Source organism: Akkermansia sp. N21169 (assembly GCF_029854675.1).
Classification (GTDB): Bacteria; Verrucomicrobiota; Verrucomicrobiia; order Verrucomicrobiales; family Akkermansiaceae; genus Akkermansia.
Genome location: NZ_JARWNC010000041.1, coordinates 181,192 through 198,844, shown reverse-complemented (window position 1 = coordinate 198,844; position 17,653 = coordinate 181,192). Strand labels below are relative to the sequence as shown.

Here is a 17,653-nt window from a genome sequence, read left to right as displayed (position 1 = left end):
GAGGAATCGTGTGTTCCAATGATTGTTTTGTCGGGAATAGAGTGCGGTCGCTGTTTGATCTCTATTCGGATGAATCCTGGGGTAAATAATAGTTGTTTTATTTCTGGAATGTATTGTCTATAAATGGGATGTTAGCTGTTGAATGAAAGATTCCATGTGGTTTCGCCTCCGCGAGATGAAGTGAGGATCAGTTTGATTAAATCCTTGTGTCCGGGAATGGAGTTGATGGTAATATCGGCGCCTTCTGCCTCGGCTTTGTCAGGCGTCATTCCATTTGTCGCCACGATGATTTCGTATGGTTCGTTTGCAACGACGAGGGAACATCCCTTCAATTTGTGTTGCGATTTGTCCCATGTGCAGGATTTCATATCGATATAGCCCTGCATCAGGTGCCGATTGGTGGACAGATACTGGGGAACTGTCTGTTTTTTGCGGATGGAGAGCATGCGTGCTTCCCCGGGGCGGAGCGTCTGGGTCAGTACATCCGTTCCCTGGATGAGTCCCATGTAGCAATCGTTCCAAAAGTCGTACACATGATAGGATGCCTGGGGGGCAAGCTCCATACCACCCTCGTTGAGTGAGGCACCGAGGGCAATGCTCAGGGTATCCGGTTTTTGGGTATCGGGATTGTAGAAGGTTAATTGATGCCAGTCGGGCGTTACAGCAAAGTCATACACGCGGCAGAAGTTGTCTCGGCTGTGAAAAGCATCAAGAGGGCGTGCGCTTTGGGGGGACGTGTGATAGGGAAAGGTGCGGGAGAAATCCCTCATTTCTTCCGGTGAAAGTTGAGCGAATCCCCGTCCCATCAGGAAACGTCCGCTGGTGACGTAACACATGGTTAACATGGCTTTATTACCATCGCGATTTTCCAGGGGTGCGACATTGACGGGGTCTTTGGCATCCATATCGTAGTTGACGACGACGCGGTTCTTGTACCAGCGCAGACCGCAGCGTGTGACCATTTCGGGGGTGATGATATCTGTATCCGTCCAGACTCGCTGGGAGGCGACCAGTCCCAGCGTAATGTCGGAACCGCGTAGAAGATTGCGTTCATCCAGATAACATTTGTCGCCGAGTCCCTCGTAGGCGAGTCGGTAAATTTCCCGGTAAGCGTGGGCTGTAGTGGCATTTTTGTCCTCGAATCCTCCTTCGTAGGCCCATCCTGTCAGATCCGGGTAGTCGTACATAATCCCGGCGATACCGGCATCGTGGAGGTTTCGATATACATCCTGCATGTGTTGGACGAATCCGGGATCGGTCAAGTCATAGCTCCACACCATTTTATCAGTCCACCAGTGACTATAGTAGCCTCCGGAGAGTTCGAATTGGTTGGTATCTCCATACTCCGGTCCCGGAGTGACCTTGTACCTCAAACGTTCCGGCTGGTTCATGACTTTTCGTACCGTATTGAACAGCATGTGGTCGGGATGCTCTTTCGCATAGTCCTCCGAGCGTCGCGTGCCTTGGAAGTAAGTTATGGGAATACCTCCTTTGGAGAGGATTTCTCCGGCCCAGCTTTTGGTCGTCAAGTAAGGAGCGACGTAGTGGGGGCCTTCGGAAGACATGGGTTCTCCGTATCTGGCCCAATGTTCGTCGTCCCACCATCCTTGCTGATTATCCGGACCGTAGGCATCCGGGACAAGCCGTATGGCTACGCGGGTGTAGCGGGTGACTCCGGATTGTATGGCACGGTTCATTTCTTCAACGGCTCCCTTGGAGTCATTGAAACGCGGACGATTTTTGTCCCGGTTGTAGAAGCTGGCATACCAGAGGCATTCTGTGGGGAAATCATAGTAATTCAACTTGATGGCTTGGGCGGTTTTGAGCGTTTTCCCGTAAAGTTCCAGCGCCTCAAACGGATTGGGATTATTAAGACAGACGTAGAATCGTTCGTCCGGCAAATACCGACTGCCGGCAGGGACGCCCTTTCCGACGGGATCTTCTGCATAGATATCAACACACATCTTTTTATTCTGTCGGTTGACTGTGACGAATTTCTCGAATTCTTTGTAAGTCAATCCTCCCGCAACAAAGATGCGGAGAGCGTTTCCGGTCCCGAAACGGAAAAGAAGGTTGTTGAAGGATCCGATACCGGTATTGTCGCTCACAAGAGTACGGGCACCGCCTCCGTGACCGTCCAGGGCCTTGAAATGATCCGTGTTGTCGTTTCCTGCATAAGAACTACGGCTGGTAAGAGGATGGAATACGGCGAGGCGGTAATCTTGCCGGGTATCGTTTTCGACTCCCATGTTGAACACGACATACGGAGCGTCATCATACATGAAGACTTGCCAGATGATATTGACGTCATTCTGGAAATTAACATTGACCGTCAGACATTTACCTGTTCCTAAATCATCGTTGACATCTGCCGCGGAGTAGGTTCGTGTGGCTTCCTTGTCCTTGGAATGGAGAGCTCCGAGTTGAAAGTAGGCATAGTCGATAGCTTTTTCCCCTTTTTCATCCAACATGTAGTAAAATCCATCGGATAGGTTAAAGGAGAGCGTGTTCTTTGCATTGGAAATAGTGACCCAATTGCTGATTTGCTCAATGTTGGTGTGGGCGTGAGCAATGGGAATGGCAGTCAGGAAGAAGGAGAGAAGCAGTTTTTTCAAACTCATACTCTTCACTATATAATGATTTTATACTCTTTTGTCGTTCATTTTACAACTTTGTTGGATTTTGAACATTTTGAATGTCTCTGAAACAGGAGTACCACCAGACCAAAGAGTAGATGAGAGAAAACGAAAAGGCATGCCCTGAAAGAAGGCATGCCTTTTGACAATGAAAGAATTAGATTTGGATTAGATCGGAAGGAGTAACTCTTCCGGAAATCTGAATTTTCCGGTTATCGGAGATAATTGGTCGGATCTTGAAGTCCGGCATTCCGGAATGCTTCCTTGCGTTCCATACAGGTACCGCAAGTGCCGCAATGGATATCTCCTCCCTTGTAACAGGAGTAGGTTTTGGAAAAATCGACGCCGAGATCGTGGCCGGTACGGACGATGTCTCTTTTGCTGTATTCGATGAAGGGGCGGAGAATTTCCATTCCGGCATAGGTGCCCAAGCGGATCGCGTCGGACATGGCTTTCATGAATTCTTCCCGGCAATCCGGATAGATTGTGTGATCTCCGGCATGGGCGGCAATAACGAGAGCGGTCGATTCCATGCTTTCCGCAATTCCGGCGGCTATGGAGAGGAAAATCCCGTTGCGGAAGGGGACAACGGTCTGGATCATGTTGGATTCGTCGTAATTGCCGTCTGGAATAGGATCCCCCCCTTCCAGAAGAGCGGACTTGAGGTGGCGGGAGATAGCGGAAATGTCGATCACCCGGTGTTCGATGTCCAGGGAGTCTGCTTGAAGGCGGGCGCATTCGAGCTCATGGACGGCATGCTTGGATCCGTAGTGGAAACTGAGAGCCAACCGGACGTTATGGTATCGGGATGCCCAGTGAAGGGCTACGGATGAATCCAGACCGCCGCTGAGCAGGACTGTGACTTGTTGACGGTCCATTATGTGTGGAGGTCTGGATTAAAGGGGGCGGTTTTCCGGACAGTGCTCGGCCGTGGTTGTAAGCTGGATGCCGCCGCGGGGCGAGAAACGGCCTTCTACTTTCAGCCATTGTGGCTGGATGGCGGCAACGAGGTCGTCCACGATGCGGTTGACTATTTGCTCGTTGAAGGACGGGTAGTTACGGAAGGAAGCAAGATAGTATTTAAGGGATTTCGTCTCTACGCATTTTTCAGCCGGGACATAGGTGATGGTCATGTGGCAGTAATCGGGTTGGCCGGTGACGGGGCATAGCGAGGAAAACTCGTGTGTATCAAGCGTGATGACATAGGGGCGTCCGGGCGTTCTGTTGGGGAATGCTTCCAGTTTGGCATCGTCAGGATTGGTATAGAAGGAGCTTTGTGCTCCGAGTAGGGACAGATCGTTGCTCATGGTATTGGAGATGAATGAAAAGTTGAACGGGTCAGGTTGGAAAAGCGAAGTAGTCGGTTCAGGAAACGGACGGAGTTACTGGCGGAGAGGCTGTAGGGGGGATGTCTTTTGTCGAGGCAGAAGATTGTTCCTGGGGTTGCTCAGGAAAGGATTTGACGTAAATGTCCTGTTGTGGGAAAGGAATTTCGATGCCATTGTCATTGAATGTATGGTAGATGGCTTCGCGGACTCGTGAGAGGGCGGATGCTTTGGCTCGGACTGGAACCCAGACCCAGACTCCGAGGTTGACGGAGCTGTCCCCGAAATTGTCCAGGACGACCAGGGTATTCTTGATTTTGGAGAGGACATCGATTTTCCGCGTTGCATCAAGGATCAATTGACGGGCGAATTCGACATTGGTGCCGTAGGAGATACCGACTTCGACCTTGATGCATTCGTAGAGGTGGTTGCGTGTAAGGTTGCGGAAGTTCTTGTTGAATAACTGGTTGTTTTGGAATGCGATAATGGAGCCGTCTGTTGTTTCGATGAAAGTGGTGCGGTAGCCGATAGATGAAACTTTGCCGCGGATGCCGTCGCATTCTACGATGTCTCCTTGGCGCAACCGCCCGAACATAAGGGAGAGTCCGCAGATAATGTTGTCGATGGTATCTTTCAAGGCAAAGCCGATACCCATGCTCATGCCGCCCATGACCATGAGGAGACCGTGATAGTCGGCATGGACGATGGTGAGTGCCGTGAAGATGAAAATTCCCCACAAGGCGAAGGATGAAAGGGTGATGAAGGTGGGGATGGCACCCGTTTCGTACTGGTCCTTATAGATTTCATGAAGGGTGTGCTTACCCAGGGAGATCAAGTAGTGGAGGATGATTCCTATGACGATAATGATTATGATGTTATTGACAGAGAGCTCTTTGATAACATCGTTGATGGAGTAGGCTTTGGAAGACCAGTCCGTGAGCATGTGAGTCATGTCGAAAATATCCGCAGGCCACAGGAAACTGTAAATGATCAGGATGACGCTCATCAGGGGGAGAGCCAGCTTGGTGACGAGTATCTGAAACCATGATGTATTGTTTGTCGGGCTCTTTTTGTTGAGGCGGGCCTGAAACTGATGCAGGAGCTGGGAAATTGCCGACAGGAACAAGAGGCTGCTCATGAGCATGATCCAGATGAGAGTACAGAGGAAACTCATGAAGCAATATCCTTTGAAACAGGCGATGGTTCCGGCGATGGTGACAAGCAGGGAGACGGTGCTCAAGGCACGATCGATCATGGGGAGGCTTTTTTCCGTTTTTCTGACCAGCAGGGCGTTGAGGAAAGCCATGATCAGGAAGATGAAAGGAAGGGAAAAGTTGATGATGATGTTGGGCACCATGCAAATGCGGAAAGAAACGAAAATGGCGCACAGGACAACCATCGGAGAATAAAGACGCAATCCGGCCCACATTTTTTCATGAGGCAGTCGTATTGTCAGGGAAAGGATGATGGCGGCGACAATGAAGAAAAACTCCGTACCCAGAAGGGTGATGCTTGCCATGACGTCCAGATTTTGGAAGGTATTGACGGCGATAAAGCAGAGGGCCAGGAGGATGAAAGTGCCTGCCAGCGTATAGAACGGTATTTTAGGAAGAGCGTTTCTTTTGGTCATCAAGGATTTGAGGAAGACTCGGAAGATGAGTCTGGAGACTAGGTAACATACGACCAAAAAGATGAAAAACGAAATGCCCAATAGGCGAAGCTCTTTGTTTTTGATGGTTCCGGTGTCCTTGGTGTAAGTTGTACGGAGGGCATCAATGAAAGATGGCCAGTTGTCTTTGAAATTTGAAATAATGGGTATGGGCTGCCAGAAAGCCTGATTCATCATTTCATACATTTGACCGTCATTTCCAATGGAACCATTTTGGTTTTCAGGGGCTGGATGCGGGGCCGTGGAGACCGTATCGATTGCCGTATCCAGGATTTTTGCGACTGGAGCAGGTAGAATACTGTCTGTTTTCGTTTCCACTTGCTCTGTTTCCGAGGAAGGAGCCTGTACCTTTTGAGGAAGGGATAATTTTTTGATATTGACGGAATTGGTGTTTCCGTTGGCGTAAGTGTTAAGTTCTTCAATTTCTTTTCCAAGTTGGATGAACAATTTTTCGTCCGCTTGGACTTGTTCGTCAAATGCTTTGATACTGCTGTTGAGCTCATCGCATGATCCGATGGCTTTTTCCCGGGCGGATTTCCCGGCAGAGGAAAGAGAGGAGGGATCGATGTTCTCCAATGCCAGCTTGAGCTGGGATAGTTTTTGCTGTTCGCTGAGGATGAAGCTCCTGAAACGGTTGAATGGAAAATGCTTTCCGTGGAATGTGGTGTTGATGTCGGCGACTCTCTGGCAATAATAGGTGAGTGAGAAAAAGTTGGCGTAACTTTGCGAATAGAGGACAACGGCCAGTTCATCCAAACTGCTTTTCAGGCGCGTCCTTTGGTTCATATAGTCGTTCCTGAGGGAGTCGAAGCGAGTCATCTCCCTGGGGAGCGTGTCTAAGCGGTTGGACAATTCGGCAGAGAGGGCCTGAATTGTTTGATCAACGGTGGCTTCCTTTTCGACCGCCTCCAATTGCATTGGATTGGCCCAAAATGCAAGGAGCAAGAGAATCAATAGGTAAAGGCGGGATATCATGGAGATGTACGCGCTAGTTCTATGTTCTTTCATCCTTTCGGTCAAGTGAGGACTCCCGGTTGCAGAGCATGATTCCGGACAAAAATGAGGAAATTTGACGTGATCGGGACAGCGACTGCATCATAACTCAAGCTTACGGCTATCCAAATTGGCTTGATACATTACGGTTTCCTAGGAAGAGAAAAATCACCAATTCCGGTATTGACAGGTATAAGGGGAAAGTGGTAATTTCCTGCCCACAACCTTGTTAACGGAGCGGTGGCTGAGTGGCCGAAAGCACTCGTTTGCTAAATGAGCGTACTGGCACAACCGGTACCGTGGGTTCGAATCCCACCCGCTCCGCCATCAGGTTGATATGAGGCTCCCGGCAATAGGGAGCTTTTTTATTTGCATGTTTTACTATTGTTGGTCATGAGTTCATTTGTGTTTTACAATTCCGTATCCGGACAGGATTTAGGGGATGGCGTTGTACGGAAGATACTGGCTCATGACGAGAAACTGATGATGGTGGAGGTATCTTTCGACGCGGGGGCTGTCGGGGCACTCCACAATCATGAGCATGAACAGGTTTGTTATGTGCTGGAGGGACTTTTTGAATTTACGATCGGCGATGAGACCCGCCTGGTCGGCAAGGGTGACTCCCTGCATTTTTCATCGATGGTGATGCATGGTACCCGTTGTCTGGAGGCAGGGAGGTTACTGGATGTATTTACGCCCTGCCGTATGGATTTCCTTTCCTGAAGAGAATGGCGGAGGTGACAAAGCTGCTGTAAGATCGCTTCCCTCTTGAGCGTATCTTTTGCATCGCTTATGAGAAGTTCGAGAAGCAGATTGTATGGATGGGCCGTGTTTGCGGCTATGGTTCCGGTCGGAGTGGCTGTCATGTCTATTGCCGAGGCTCGGACACTTTTGAATTTCAATAGTGATTGGGGGTTTTGGCGCGGAGAAAAACCGGGTGCCGAGAAGCCGGGGTACGATGATTCCGGATTTGCCCGGATAACTCTCCCCCATACGATGCGCCTGGAAACCAAGCATTGCGGCGGAGTGGCCAATGTTTATCAGGGCATTGGCTGGTACAGACGTTATTTTACGGTACCGGATGAATTTCGCAACCAGCGTGTTGTGCTGGATTTCGAAGGGGTGATGATTGACAGTACGTACTATTTGAACGGAGAAGAAATCGGTACCAGAAACGGAGGATATATCGGATTTTCCCTGGATATTACGGACAAAATCAAATGGGGGGAATCTAATGTGCTGGCCGTGCGCGTATCCAACAGGGACAATCCGGATACTCCTCCTGGAAAGCCTCTGGCGAATCTGGATTTCCATTATTACGGAGGTATTTACCGGGACGTTGCCATGAAGGTGACGGATAAACTGCATATTACGGATCCCCTGTCGGCGGATCGCGTGGCGGGTGGCGGCGTATTTGTGACGTACCCGAGTGTCTCCGAAGAAGTGGCGACGGTTCATGTCCGAACCCATGTTAAAAACGACCGGGAGGCGGCAGCCGGGTTGAAGGTCCGCACTTTATTGAAAGATGCGGACGGACGGATTGTTGCACGTGGGGAGACCCCGGCGAGTTCCCTTTCTTCCGGAGACGACCGTCATTTCGAACAAAAGCTTGATGTACCTCATCCTCATTTGTGGGATACGAAATCCCCCTACCTCTATACGCTGGTGAGTGAAATTGTCGTCGATGGGCGGCCAGTAGATGTGGTGGAAACCCGTATCGGGATCCGTACGATTGCCTTTAAGCCGGATGGTTTTTACTTGAATGGGAAAAAGTTGTATTTGCGCGGCGCCAACAGGCATCAAAGCTACCAGAATGTCGGGGATGCAGCCCCGAATTCCATGCAGCGCAGGGATGCCTTGCAGATCAGGGACAATGGGTTCAATTTTGTCCGTGCGACGCACTATCCCCAGGATCCCGCTTTTCTGGATGCCTGCGACGAGCTCGGGCTTTTGGTGATCGAGTGTCAGCCCGGGTGGCAGTTTTTCGGGAAATCCCGGACGTTTTACGACAGGACTCACCGGGATACGCGTGAGATGATCCGCCGGGATCGTAATCGTCCCAGCGTCATTCTTTGGGAGACGTCCCTCAATGAAACGGGGTATTCCGAGCAGTGGGCTCGTGAGTCTACCGAGATTGCCCATGCCGAGTACCCGGGGAACCAGATGTATACGGCGGCGGACTATGGCTATCACGGAAAGTATTACGATGCCTGCTACAAGGTGGTGGATTGTTCTCTGGATGGCGTGCAGAAGGATTTTAATCCCGACAAGCCTTTCCTGACACGTGAATGGGGAGATTGGGGACATCAGTCTTTGCGGAAGCAAGGGGAAGCTCTTATGTTGGACCAGGTTCATGCCCGGCAGGATCAGCTCAATGGTCGCGGTTATCCCGATTGGGGCGGGCTGGATGCCAACAAGCGTATCGCCGGTTATTGTTTGTGGAGTTGGAACGATTATGCACGCGGCTCGGCTTCTGTCACACTTGGCAGCGGAGCAGTGGATATTGACCGTTTCGGCAAGTATAGCGCGTATTGGCTGGAGACGATGCAGCCGGCGAGGGATCCCCAGTATGGACCGAAAGTATTTGTTGCCAGTACTAATTCGCCCGATTCTTCTCTGGATGTCGATGTCTTTTCCAATTGTGACAGTGTCAAATTCTACCGTAATGGAAAATTCGTCGGTGAACAAACGCGTGAAGAAGCCTTGAAGGCATGTCCGCATATTGGAGAAAAGGGAGGCAGTCCGATTTTCCGGTTTTCTCTGTCCGGTTATGAGGCTGGTGAACTGAAGGCCGAAGCCTATCTGGACGGGAAGCTTGTCAAAACGCATGCCGTGTCCACTCCCGGCAATCCCGCCCGCGTGGTTGTGGAGCCGGATTTGAAAGGGATTGCTCCTGTAGCGGATGGGTCCGACCTGATCCCCGTGCATGTCAAAGTCGTAGATGCCGAAGGGACGGTAGTTCCCGGTTTCAAAGGGAATGTCCGGGTTGGTGTGGAAGGGGCAGGGGCCCTCGTCGGAGGAAAGATGCCGCGCATCCGGGTGGAGAACCAGCAGCCCGATGGCGGAATCGGCTTTTTCTTTGCAAAGACGGGGAACTCTCCAGGAAAACTTATTTTGAAAGCTTCGTCCGATGGGCTGGAAGCTGGCGAAGCGGTTGTGGAATCCCTCCCGTTTACAGGACGTTTTGTACCGGGACAGGAGCCCCGGTGGACGCGCAGCGAGGCCGATTTGGAAGACAAGGCTGAATTGTTCCTCAATTTGGCGGCGGGGTGTCCTGTAACGATTTCTTCCGCTCAGGAGCAAAATCCTGCTGCTGCGGTGACGGATGAAGACGAAGGATCCCGTTGGGCTGCCTCGGATGGTTCATTCCCCCAGACGGTGGAGATAGATCTGAAGGCTCCTGCATCCATGTCGGCCGTTGAGATCATCTGGGAGAATCCTCTTGCCTATGTCTTTCGTCTGGAAACATCCGGAGATGGAAAAACATGGTTCCCTGCTGCAGAAGGCAAAGCAGTCCAGGGGCGCAGCTTGAGTCCGGTGCGTACTCATGCCCGTTATGTCCGAGTGGTAGTGACGGGAGTTGAAGGCGAGGCGGGTTGGGCCTCCATCCGGGAAATTCGCGTTCGTCCCCTAGGAGAAGGGGAGGAACTGTCTCCTGGGGAACCTGTTCCCAATGCCGATGTAGTGTGCTTGACTGCTTCAGCCCCTTCTGAACCGGATCGAGGAACGGATAAGCTCCGTGATGGAGAAACGGTGATCGGTTCCGGCTGGTTGTCGGCTTCATCCGAATGTCCCCAGTCGGTGACGATGGAGTTCAAATCGCCGCAGACTTTGACTGGCAGCCGGATTTATTGGGAAAAGGACAGTTCCCAATACACTTACGACATGGAGGTTTCCTCCGATGGAAAAAACTGGAACAAGGTGATGGACCAGCGTCAGGTGGCGGGGCAGTATTTCAAGCCGGAGTTTTTCCCGGTTCCCGTAAAGAATGTCCGTTATGTCCGGGTGACGCTTACGCAGGTGAATTCCGGGGCTGGCGTTAACAAGATCGGAATGGCGGAATGGATTCTATACCGCCAGCCCGGGATATAATTATTGATTTTAAGCGATAATATTTGAGAATATAGCAATGAAGACTCCCACTTTGCTTCGTTTTTGTGCTGTTGGTATGTTGAGTCTGTCCGGGGTGATGTGCCCGGCAGCGCTGTCCCTGTCTGCCGGGGCGGAGACTCTGCCGGCATGGCGTTCTCCCCATCCATTGGATCTTGAGAGAAAGGCTCCGGTGGCGTTGCTTCCATTCCCTTGCGAGCTTGCCTGGGGAAAACAGACGGATTGTGTAGCTTCATCTCCGGGTATTGCAGCCTGTGCCTTTTCCGGTGGTTCTACCCTGTGGGCATTGAAGGAAATTTTCCCCGGTATCCGTGTAGTCAAAGGGGAACCGGGAAAGGGAATCTCCTCCGTGCGTTTGAACGGTAAACTTGCTACGGGTTCTGAGGGTTATGTTCTCCGGACATGGCCGGATCGTTTTGAGTTGGAGGCAGCAACGGAAGCAGGCTTGTTTTATGGACTCCAGACCTTGCGTCAGTTGGTTCTTGGGAAAAACGACCAGGGACAGGAGGTTCTTGCCTCCGCTGAGATTCGGGATATGCCGGCATTTCCTCACCGGGGATTCCTGCTCGATGTCGGACGGAATTTTATGCCGATCGATACGTTGAAGAAGCACATCGATCTCATGTCGCGCTTCAAAATCAATCTCTTCCACTGGCATTTGACGGACAGTCCCTCCTGGCGTGTGGAGTGCAAGTCTTTTCCCCGGCTGAACGATCCTCAATTCCAGGTAAAGGGGCGTGATCCCGGGGCTTTTTATACTTACGACGAGATCCGTGATTTGATTGCTTACGCTCGCAAGAGACATGTGATGGTGGTTCCGGAGTTGGACATGCCAGGACATAGCGATTACTTCAAAAAGGCTTTTGGTTTTCCTATGGAAAGCCCTCAGGGCATGGATGTTTTGGAAAAGCTGCTGGATGAATTCTGTCGGGAAATTCCCCGGGAGATGTGTCCCTGGCTTCATATCGGAACAGACGAGTGCCATGTTCCCAATCCGGTGAAGTTTGCCAAACGCATGGCGGGTAAAGTAGTCTCTCTCGGCAGAAGGCCGATGCAGTGGAAACCGGGGTTACCCGTAGCGGATGGAGCGGTGGCTCAATTGTGGAATGATGAGGGAATTTCCGTTATTCCCAGCCGGGAGAAGGGAGCGTATATAGATTCTACTGCAGGATATATCAATGTTCTGGATCCAACCGTTATGGTCAGGAAGCAGTTTTTCCGGCAAATGTGCGGGCAGGAACGGGGAGATGACAAAGCCTTGGGGGGAATTGTTTGCCTGTGGAATGATGTCCGGGCCGATAACCCCGAGCAGATCGAACGGCAGAATCCCATGTGGCCCGGAATCATGACTTTTGCGGAGAGAAGTTGGAAAGGTTCTTCAATTGATGCAACGTTTTACAAAGGAGTGTTGCCTCCCCGGGACAGCGAGGCTTTTCAGGCTTTCGAATTGTTTGAGCAACGCTTGGAAAAACTGGGAATAGGATTGGGGCGTCCCTTTCCGTATTGGCCCCAGTGCGGTGTTTCCTGGAGGGTGACTGATCCTGTGCCGGTGAAGGATGGAAGCAAGGTGGAAGCGATGAGACGTCTCATTGTTTCCGGAGAACTCTCTCCTTTGACGAAGCAGGCGGATGGAGGGTATCTGGCTCTGAAAACCAGAGTCGATCCCTGCGGAATTTTTGCAAAAGAGTCTCCAGGGGTGACCGTCTGGTGCCGTACCGAACTGGAGTCTCCTGCCGACGGGATTCAATATGTAGTGATCGGGTTCGATGCCCCGGCGCGTTCTAACCGCCGTTGTTCCGGGATTCCCCGGAATGGAGAGTGGTCGTCCTTCGGATCACGGATTTGGGTAAACGGGCAAGAGATTAAAGGCCCGAACTGGCAAATGCCCGGTAGCCGCGGATACCGGGAAAACACGTGGTTCCGGCCTCCCAATGAACTCCCTTTTACTGATGAGGAATTCTGGTGGACGCGCGAACCTGTGGCTATCCCCGTTAAAAAGGGCACCAATATGATCGTGATTGAAAATCCGTTTACCGTGCCTCAGCAGAACTGGACGGTAACATTTATCCCCGTTCGCAAGTCCGGGGATAAATGGGTATCAGCTCTTCCTTGAGCCCGGATAAGGCGGAAAGGGGCCTACATACTTGACTAACCAAGTAGACCATTTTGCTATTGATTTTTGAAAAAACAGACCTATTCTTGAGTTGCGGTAACTATACACTTCATATGGTTTTACTCTGAATTTGAATTTTTCAGGTACTCAAGTGATTGCTGATGGTACAATGAATCAATCAGGAGGACAATTCCCAGCAAAAGCTGTATTTGAGATGAGATAGATTCCACTTATCAGCATATTTGAAAGGTCAACCGTTCATCTGGTTGACCTTTTTTGTATTCAAAATTAGCACTTTAGAAAAATAGAAAAACATGATAATAAAATCATGTTATATAATAAAAATTAAGGTATGAGGAGAAGCAAGGTTTGGTTAACCTTGAGGGTTATCCTGACTTTCAGGAGTTATACAACCCATGTCTAAACAACTTCCCCACAACCCCTGTTCCTCCTGTTAATAAATCAATTAATAAATTTAAGAAGTTAATAACTACATTTACAACGATTATCAGCATATTCACATTTCTTTCTATTTTTGAGGTTTCGATTGAAATGGGAAATGTAGACAGAAGGAGTTGTATAACTCGCAGAGTCAGGTTGGTGATTTGATGGTCAAATCTGGTGTTAGTATATATCAGGATAAAAGATTGTCAAATCATCAACCTGATTTTTGATGACGAAAATTTTAGAAAATAGTATGGTTAGTTAAGTATGTAGATCCCAACGGAAAAGCTCAGGATTCTTTTGCCTTGTATTGGAGGGAGGGGAAACCGGGTGAGGGGCGGTATTCCCGGTCCAGAATGGCAATGGCTTTGTCGATCAAGTCGCGGTGCTGAGCTGCAAGGTTATTTTTTTCGAAAGGATCCTTGGAGATGTCATAGACTTCCCAATTATCCGGTTTTTTCTTGGGGAAAAGGTTGCGCCGGACGACTTTCATGTCTCCGAGGCGTACGGCAACCTGTCCTCCATATCCGCCTCCGGCCCAGACCATGGGGTTACGGTTGGGGAGGGATTTTTTCTTGCCGAGAATGACGGGGGTGAGATCGGTCCCCAACGGTTTGCCGGGTTTTGCTCCGACGATGGCGCAGAGTGTCGGCATGATGTCGGCGTGGTAGGCCGGCTGGTCGATGATTGTACCGGGTGTCACCTTTCCCGGCCATTTGATGATTCCGGGTACGCGGATGCCGCCTTCATAGAGTTGACCTTTCAATCCACGCAATCCGGCCACCGAATTAAAGAATTTATGGTCGACGCCTCCGACATCGTGCGTAGTGCCGTTATCGCTGGTGAAGATGACGATGGTGTTATTTTCCAGTCCGCAAGCCTTCAAGGTATCCAGCAGACGCCCGACATTGTGGTCCATCTGGGAGATCATGGCGGCATAGGCGGCCTTGGGGCGGGGATGGGGCAGGTAACCATTTCCTCGGAAGGGGGTAGGATCCCATTTCGTCGGGTATTCGTCGATCCATTTTTGCGTGGGCTGCAATGGAACGTGCGGTTCTAGTGGGGCGTAGTAGAGGAAAAAGGGTTGCTTGTGATCGGAGTGGGCCTTGACGAATTCGAGCATCTTATCTGCGATCAAATCAGAGGAATGAACCTCTCCCCGGTAGTCGTCCGCGTTGATTTCTCCCTTGGGGAGGGGACCGAAAATATGACCAATTGTGGCGGGAGGATTTTTTTTGTTCAGAGCGACTTTTTTCCCGTTGTCCCAGATGAAGGGAGGGTAGTAGGAGTGGCAGGCTTTCTGGTCGGTGTAGCCGTAGAAGCGGTCGACTCCGTGCTTGTCCGGAGCACCTGTTGTCCCGAATTCTCCAATGCCCCATTTTCCAAAAATGGCTGTAGCATATCCGGCCTTTTTCAAGGCTTCGGGAAGGGTGTAGGCTTCTTTGGCTATAGGCCAGTCTCCGGCACGCAGATCGTCCCAGCTTTCTCCCGGATCGACGCGTTTCAAGTCCTGAACGTCATTGACTCCGGTGTGGCGTCCGGTCATCAGAACGTTGCGGGATGGAGAGCAGACGGGAGCTCCGGAGTAGAAATAAGTCCATTTCTGCCCTTGGGTGGCAAGCTTGTCAATATTGGGCGTTTTGATCTTTTTTTGCCCGTAGCAACCGACTTCCGCCCATCCCAGGTCATCGGCATTGATGAGTACGATATTGGGTTTGGCCCCCTGACTGGCAAAGCAGCATAAGGCGTACGCCGCCGCAACGAAAAAAATTGGAATTTTCATGGGAAGGAAGAAAAAATTAAAACTAACTCATAGTAATTACTTCCATTCCCAAGTCAAAAAAAAATGGGTAAGAATTCGAAACCTATTAATCGGAAGACGGCGGGATCAGGGAGCATCAGCCAGGCAGCCGGGACAATTGCGCACCCAGTGGCCGGGTTGGATTTCGATGAGTTCCGGGATGCGGTCTCTGAGGCAGAGCTCCGGAGTGCCCAGCGTGTTTCTGGGGCGGAAAGTACAGCCGGACGGAGGGGATATCAAGTTAGGAGGGAGGCCGGGAATCGTGTACAAAGGAGTGCCCTTGGACTGCATGCCGGGGATGGAACGGAGGAGGGCACGGGTGTACGCGTGCCTTGGATGGAGGAGGAGATCGCCTGCTGGGGCGCTCTCAACGAGGCCTCCGGCATACATGACGTTGATACGATCCGCATACTGGCGAACAACGCCGAGGTCGTGCGTGATGAGAATGACGGCTGTGCCGAGTTCCTGCTGGCGCTGTTTGATGAGGTCCAGCACCTGTTTTTGGACGGTGACATCAAGGGCGGTCGTAGGTTCGTCGGCGATGAGGATTTCCGGTCGGGTGATTAAGGCCATGGCAATCATCACGCGCTGGCGCATGCCTCCGGAAAATTCGTGCGGATAGGCCATTGCCCTCTGTTCCGGATCAGGGATGCCGACGAGAGCCAATTCTTCAATGGCTCGGCTCAGAGCTTGTTTTCGAGACATCTTTTCGTGAATGACAAGGGGTTCCGCAACCTGTTCTCCAATGCGCAGATAAGGATTGAGCGATGTCATCGGATCCTGGAAGATCATGGAAATGCGTTTGCCCCGGATGCGGCGCATCACTGCTTCTGTACAATGAAGCAGATCAGTTCCGTTAAAGAGGGCCTGACCGGATTCTATTTTTCCGGGAGGCATGGGAATGAGCCTCATCAGCGAGTAGCAGGTAACGGATTTGCCGGATCCGGATTCCCCGACGATCCCCAGTGTTTCTCCGGGATTAAGGGTAAACGACACATCTTCGACGGCGCGGACGATACCGGCTCTCGTGCGGAAATGTGTTGTGAGATGGCGGACATCCAGAAGCATGATGTCGGAGAGGAGGTGTGGTTTCCAACTGTTCGTGTCAATCGGAGGTTCTGATGCGTGAACGCGGAGAGAAGAGGATTGGGATGCCTAAACCGGGTGTGCTCTGGCGGAGAGCGTTGCGCAGATATTGAGAGTAGCTGTCCGTGAGGAGGTTCTTGTCGTTGACGAACAGGACGTACTTCGGGACGGGAATGATGTCGTATTTGGGATCGACTGCTGCTGTAGCATAGTAGAGACGCAGGCGCTTGTGTCCGGATTTGGCAACTTTGGGAGGATTGCTCTCCATGGCTTTTTGCAGGATGCGGTTGAGCTTGCCGGTGGAGGGGTAGTTCTGGGCGATTTCTCGAATGGTGTCGATCTGGCGGAAAATGTCGTCGATGCCATTGCCTTTCAGGGCGGAGACTGTAACGAAGGGCGCGTAGTCCAGGAAGAAAAGCTCGGTCCGGATATGTTCCTTGGCTTCTTCTCGTCTGGCTTTGAAAGGAGCGGTGGGATGGTAGAGGTCGAATTTATTGACGACGATGATACAGGGCTTGCCTTCTTCGGCGATGATTCCGGCGATGCGGCGATCCTGCTGGGTGATTCCCAGAGCGATGTCGATGACCAGAAGGCAGATATCCGAACGACGGATGGCTTTTTCGCTGCGCATGGCGGAAAAGACCTCGACGGAGGTATCTCTTTTGGAGCGAGGACGCATGCCTGCCGTGTCGATGAGCATGTAGGGTTTGTCCCCGTGGGTGTAGGGGATATCGATGGCATCGCGCGTGGTACCGGCTATGTCCGAGACGATCGTTCGCTTGTCGTTGAGGATGGCATTGATGAGGGAGGATTTACCGGCATTGGGGCGTCCTACGACGGCTACTTTGACGGGGCGTTCGCCGTTTTGCTCTTCTTCATCCTCCTGAGGGACGGCAGCTTCGATTTCTTCGCGGGTGGGGGCGCCTATGGCTTTTAGTCTGGTGTCGAGAAGTTCCGCCAGTTTTTGGAAGCCCCTTCCATGGGCGGAGGAGACGAAAACGTGCTCTTCGATGCCGAGGCCGGCGAATTCGCCGATATTGAGTTCCTGGGTTTCATGATCCGCTTTGTTGAGGATCATGATGACGGGAACTTGCGACTTGTGCAGCTGGGCGGCGATAGAAAGATCGATGGGAGTGACGTGATCACGGCTGTCGAGGACAAAGAGGATCAGATTGGCTGTCTGCATGGCAATGTCCGCTTCCGCGGCGACGGCATCGGCAAAGGTATCGTTGAGCGTGGCACCAATCCCTCCGGTATCTACGACTTCGCAGGCATAGTCGGTGATGGTGCAGGGGGCGCTGAGACGGTCTCGCGTAACGCCTGGTTCGTCATGGACGATGGCGATGCGTCGTCCGACCATCCTGTTGAAGAGGGCGGATTTGCCTACATTGGGTCTTCCGACGATAGCAATGGTGGGGATGTCGCGCATAAAGACATCATGCACCAAATCCGTTGACCGGGAAAGCCTTTTCCCGT

The 17,653-nt window shown here is 51.4% G+C and carries 10 protein-coding genes and 1 tRNA gene; 4 read left to right on the top strand and 7 right to left on the bottom strand.

All coding sequences use genetic code 11. From position 1 onward, the window contains the following. Positions 1 to 131 precede the first annotated feature (131 nt). From QET40_RS11415 to QET40_RS11400, 4 genes are all read right to left on the bottom strand, one after another. On the bottom strand, positions 132 to 2,621 hold the full coding sequence (locus QET40_RS11415; RefSeq protein WP_280127300.1) for a hypothetical protein: 2,490 nt from the start codon (positions 2,619 to 2,621) through the stop codon (positions 132 to 134). Between the two features lie 227 nt (positions 2,622 to 2,848). After that, entirely contained in the window at positions 2,849 to 3,514 is a 666-nt protein-coding gene (queC, locus tag QET40_RS11410) for a 7-cyano-7-deazaguanine synthase QueC (protein ID WP_280127299.1), read from the bottom strand. Between the two features lie 18 nt (positions 3,515 to 3,532). Further along, positions 3,533 to 3,943, bottom strand: a complete 411-nt coding sequence (gene queF, locus QET40_RS11405; RefSeq protein WP_280127298.1) for a preQ(1) synthase — start codon at positions 3,941 to 3,943, stop codon at positions 3,533 to 3,535. A 58-nt stretch (positions 3,944 to 4,001) separates the two neighbouring features. Beyond that, positions 4,002 to 6,605, bottom strand: a complete 2,604-nt coding sequence (locus QET40_RS11400) for a mechanosensitive ion channel family protein (protein ID WP_280127297.1) — start codon at positions 6,603 to 6,605, stop codon at positions 4,002 to 4,004. Between the two features lie 252 nt (positions 6,606 to 6,857). Here QET40_RS11400 and QET40_RS11395 point away from each other — a divergent pair. From QET40_RS11395 to QET40_RS11380, 4 genes are all read left to right on the top strand, one after another. Continuing rightward, positions 6,858 to 6,950: transfer RNA gene (locus tag QET40_RS11395), tRNA-Ser, on the top strand. Between the two features lie 66 nt (positions 6,951 to 7,016). Continuing rightward, positions 7,017 to 7,346, top strand: a complete 330-nt coding sequence (locus QET40_RS11390; RefSeq protein ID WP_280127296.1) for a cupin domain-containing protein — start codon at positions 7,017 to 7,019, stop codon at positions 7,344 to 7,346. A gap of 69 nt (positions 7,347 to 7,415) precedes the next feature. Continuing rightward, positions 7,416 to 10,715: a discoidin domain-containing protein gene (locus tag QET40_RS11385; protein WP_280127295.1), complete on the top strand. Its 3,300-nt coding sequence runs from the start codon at positions 7,416 to 7,418 to the stop codon at positions 10,713 to 10,715. A 37-nt stretch (positions 10,716 to 10,752) separates the two neighbouring features. Next, a complete protein-coding gene (locus tag QET40_RS11380) occupies positions 10,753 to 12,846 on the top strand; it encodes a family 20 glycosylhydrolase (RefSeq protein WP_280127294.1) in 2,094 nt (697 codons plus the stop codon). Between the two features lie 733 nt (positions 12,847 to 13,579). Here QET40_RS11380 and QET40_RS11375 read toward each other — a convergent pair. The 3 genes from QET40_RS11375 to der all read right to left on the bottom strand — a co-directional run bounded on the left by QET40_RS11375 (position 13,580) and on the right by der (position 17,606). Beyond that, the gene (locus tag QET40_RS11375; protein ID WP_280127293.1) at positions 13,580 to 15,073 is read right to left on the bottom strand and encodes an arylsulfatase; all 1,494 of its coding nucleotides are present in this window, start codon (positions 15,071 to 15,073) and stop codon (positions 13,580 to 13,582) included. Between the two features lie 105 nt (positions 15,074 to 15,178). Then, on the bottom strand, positions 15,179 to 16,159 hold the full coding sequence (locus QET40_RS11370) for an ABC transporter ATP-binding protein (protein ID WP_280127292.1): 981 nt from the start codon (positions 16,157 to 16,159) through the stop codon (positions 15,179 to 15,181). Positions 16,160 to 16,196: 37 nt separating this feature from the next. Next, positions 16,197 to 17,606: a ribosome biogenesis GTPase Der gene (der, locus tag QET40_RS11365; RefSeq protein WP_280127291.1), complete on the bottom strand. Its 1,410-nt coding sequence runs from the start codon at positions 17,604 to 17,606 to the stop codon at positions 16,197 to 16,199. Positions 17,607 to 17,653 lie beyond the last annotated feature (47 nt).

Bases quoted from the DNA above. Each gene is read 5' to 3' on its own strand.
- queC (WP_280127299.1), bottom strand. From the start codon at position 3,514: ATGGACCGTCAACAAGTCACAGTCCTGCTCAGCGGCGGTCTGGATTCA.
- QET40_RS11400 (WP_280127297.1), bottom strand. From the start codon at position 6,605: ATGATATCCCGCCTTTACCTATTGATTCTCTTGCTCCTTGCATTTTGG.
- QET40_RS11370 (WP_280127292.1), bottom strand. From the start codon at position 16,159: ATGCTTCTGGATGTCCGCCATCTCACAACACATTTCCGCACGAGAGCC.
- QET40_RS11390 (WP_280127296.1), top strand. From the start codon at position 7,017: ATGAGTTCATTTGTGTTTTACAATTCCGTATCCGGACAGGATTTAGGG.
- QET40_RS11375 (WP_280127293.1), bottom strand. From the start codon at position 15,073: ATGAAAATTCCAATTTTTTTCGTTGCGGCGGCGTACGCCTTATGCTGC.
- QET40_RS11385 (WP_280127295.1), top strand. From the start codon at position 7,416: ATGAGAAGTTCGAGAAGCAGATTGTATGGATGGGCCGTGTTTGCGGCT.
- QET40_RS11380 (WP_280127294.1), top strand. From the start codon at position 10,753: ATGAAGACTCCCACTTTGCTTCGTTTTTGTGCTGTTGGTATGTTGAGT.
- der (WP_280127291.1), bottom strand. From the start codon at position 17,606: ATGCGCGACATCCCCACCATTGCTATCGTCGGAAGACCCAATGTAGGC.
- QET40_RS11415 (WP_280127300.1), bottom strand. From the start codon at position 2,621: ATGAGTTTGAAAAAACTGCTTCTCTCCTTCTTCCTGACTGCCATTCCC.
- queF (WP_280127298.1), bottom strand. From the start codon at position 3,943: ATGAGCAACGATCTGTCCCTACTCGGAGCACAAAGCTCCTTCTATACC.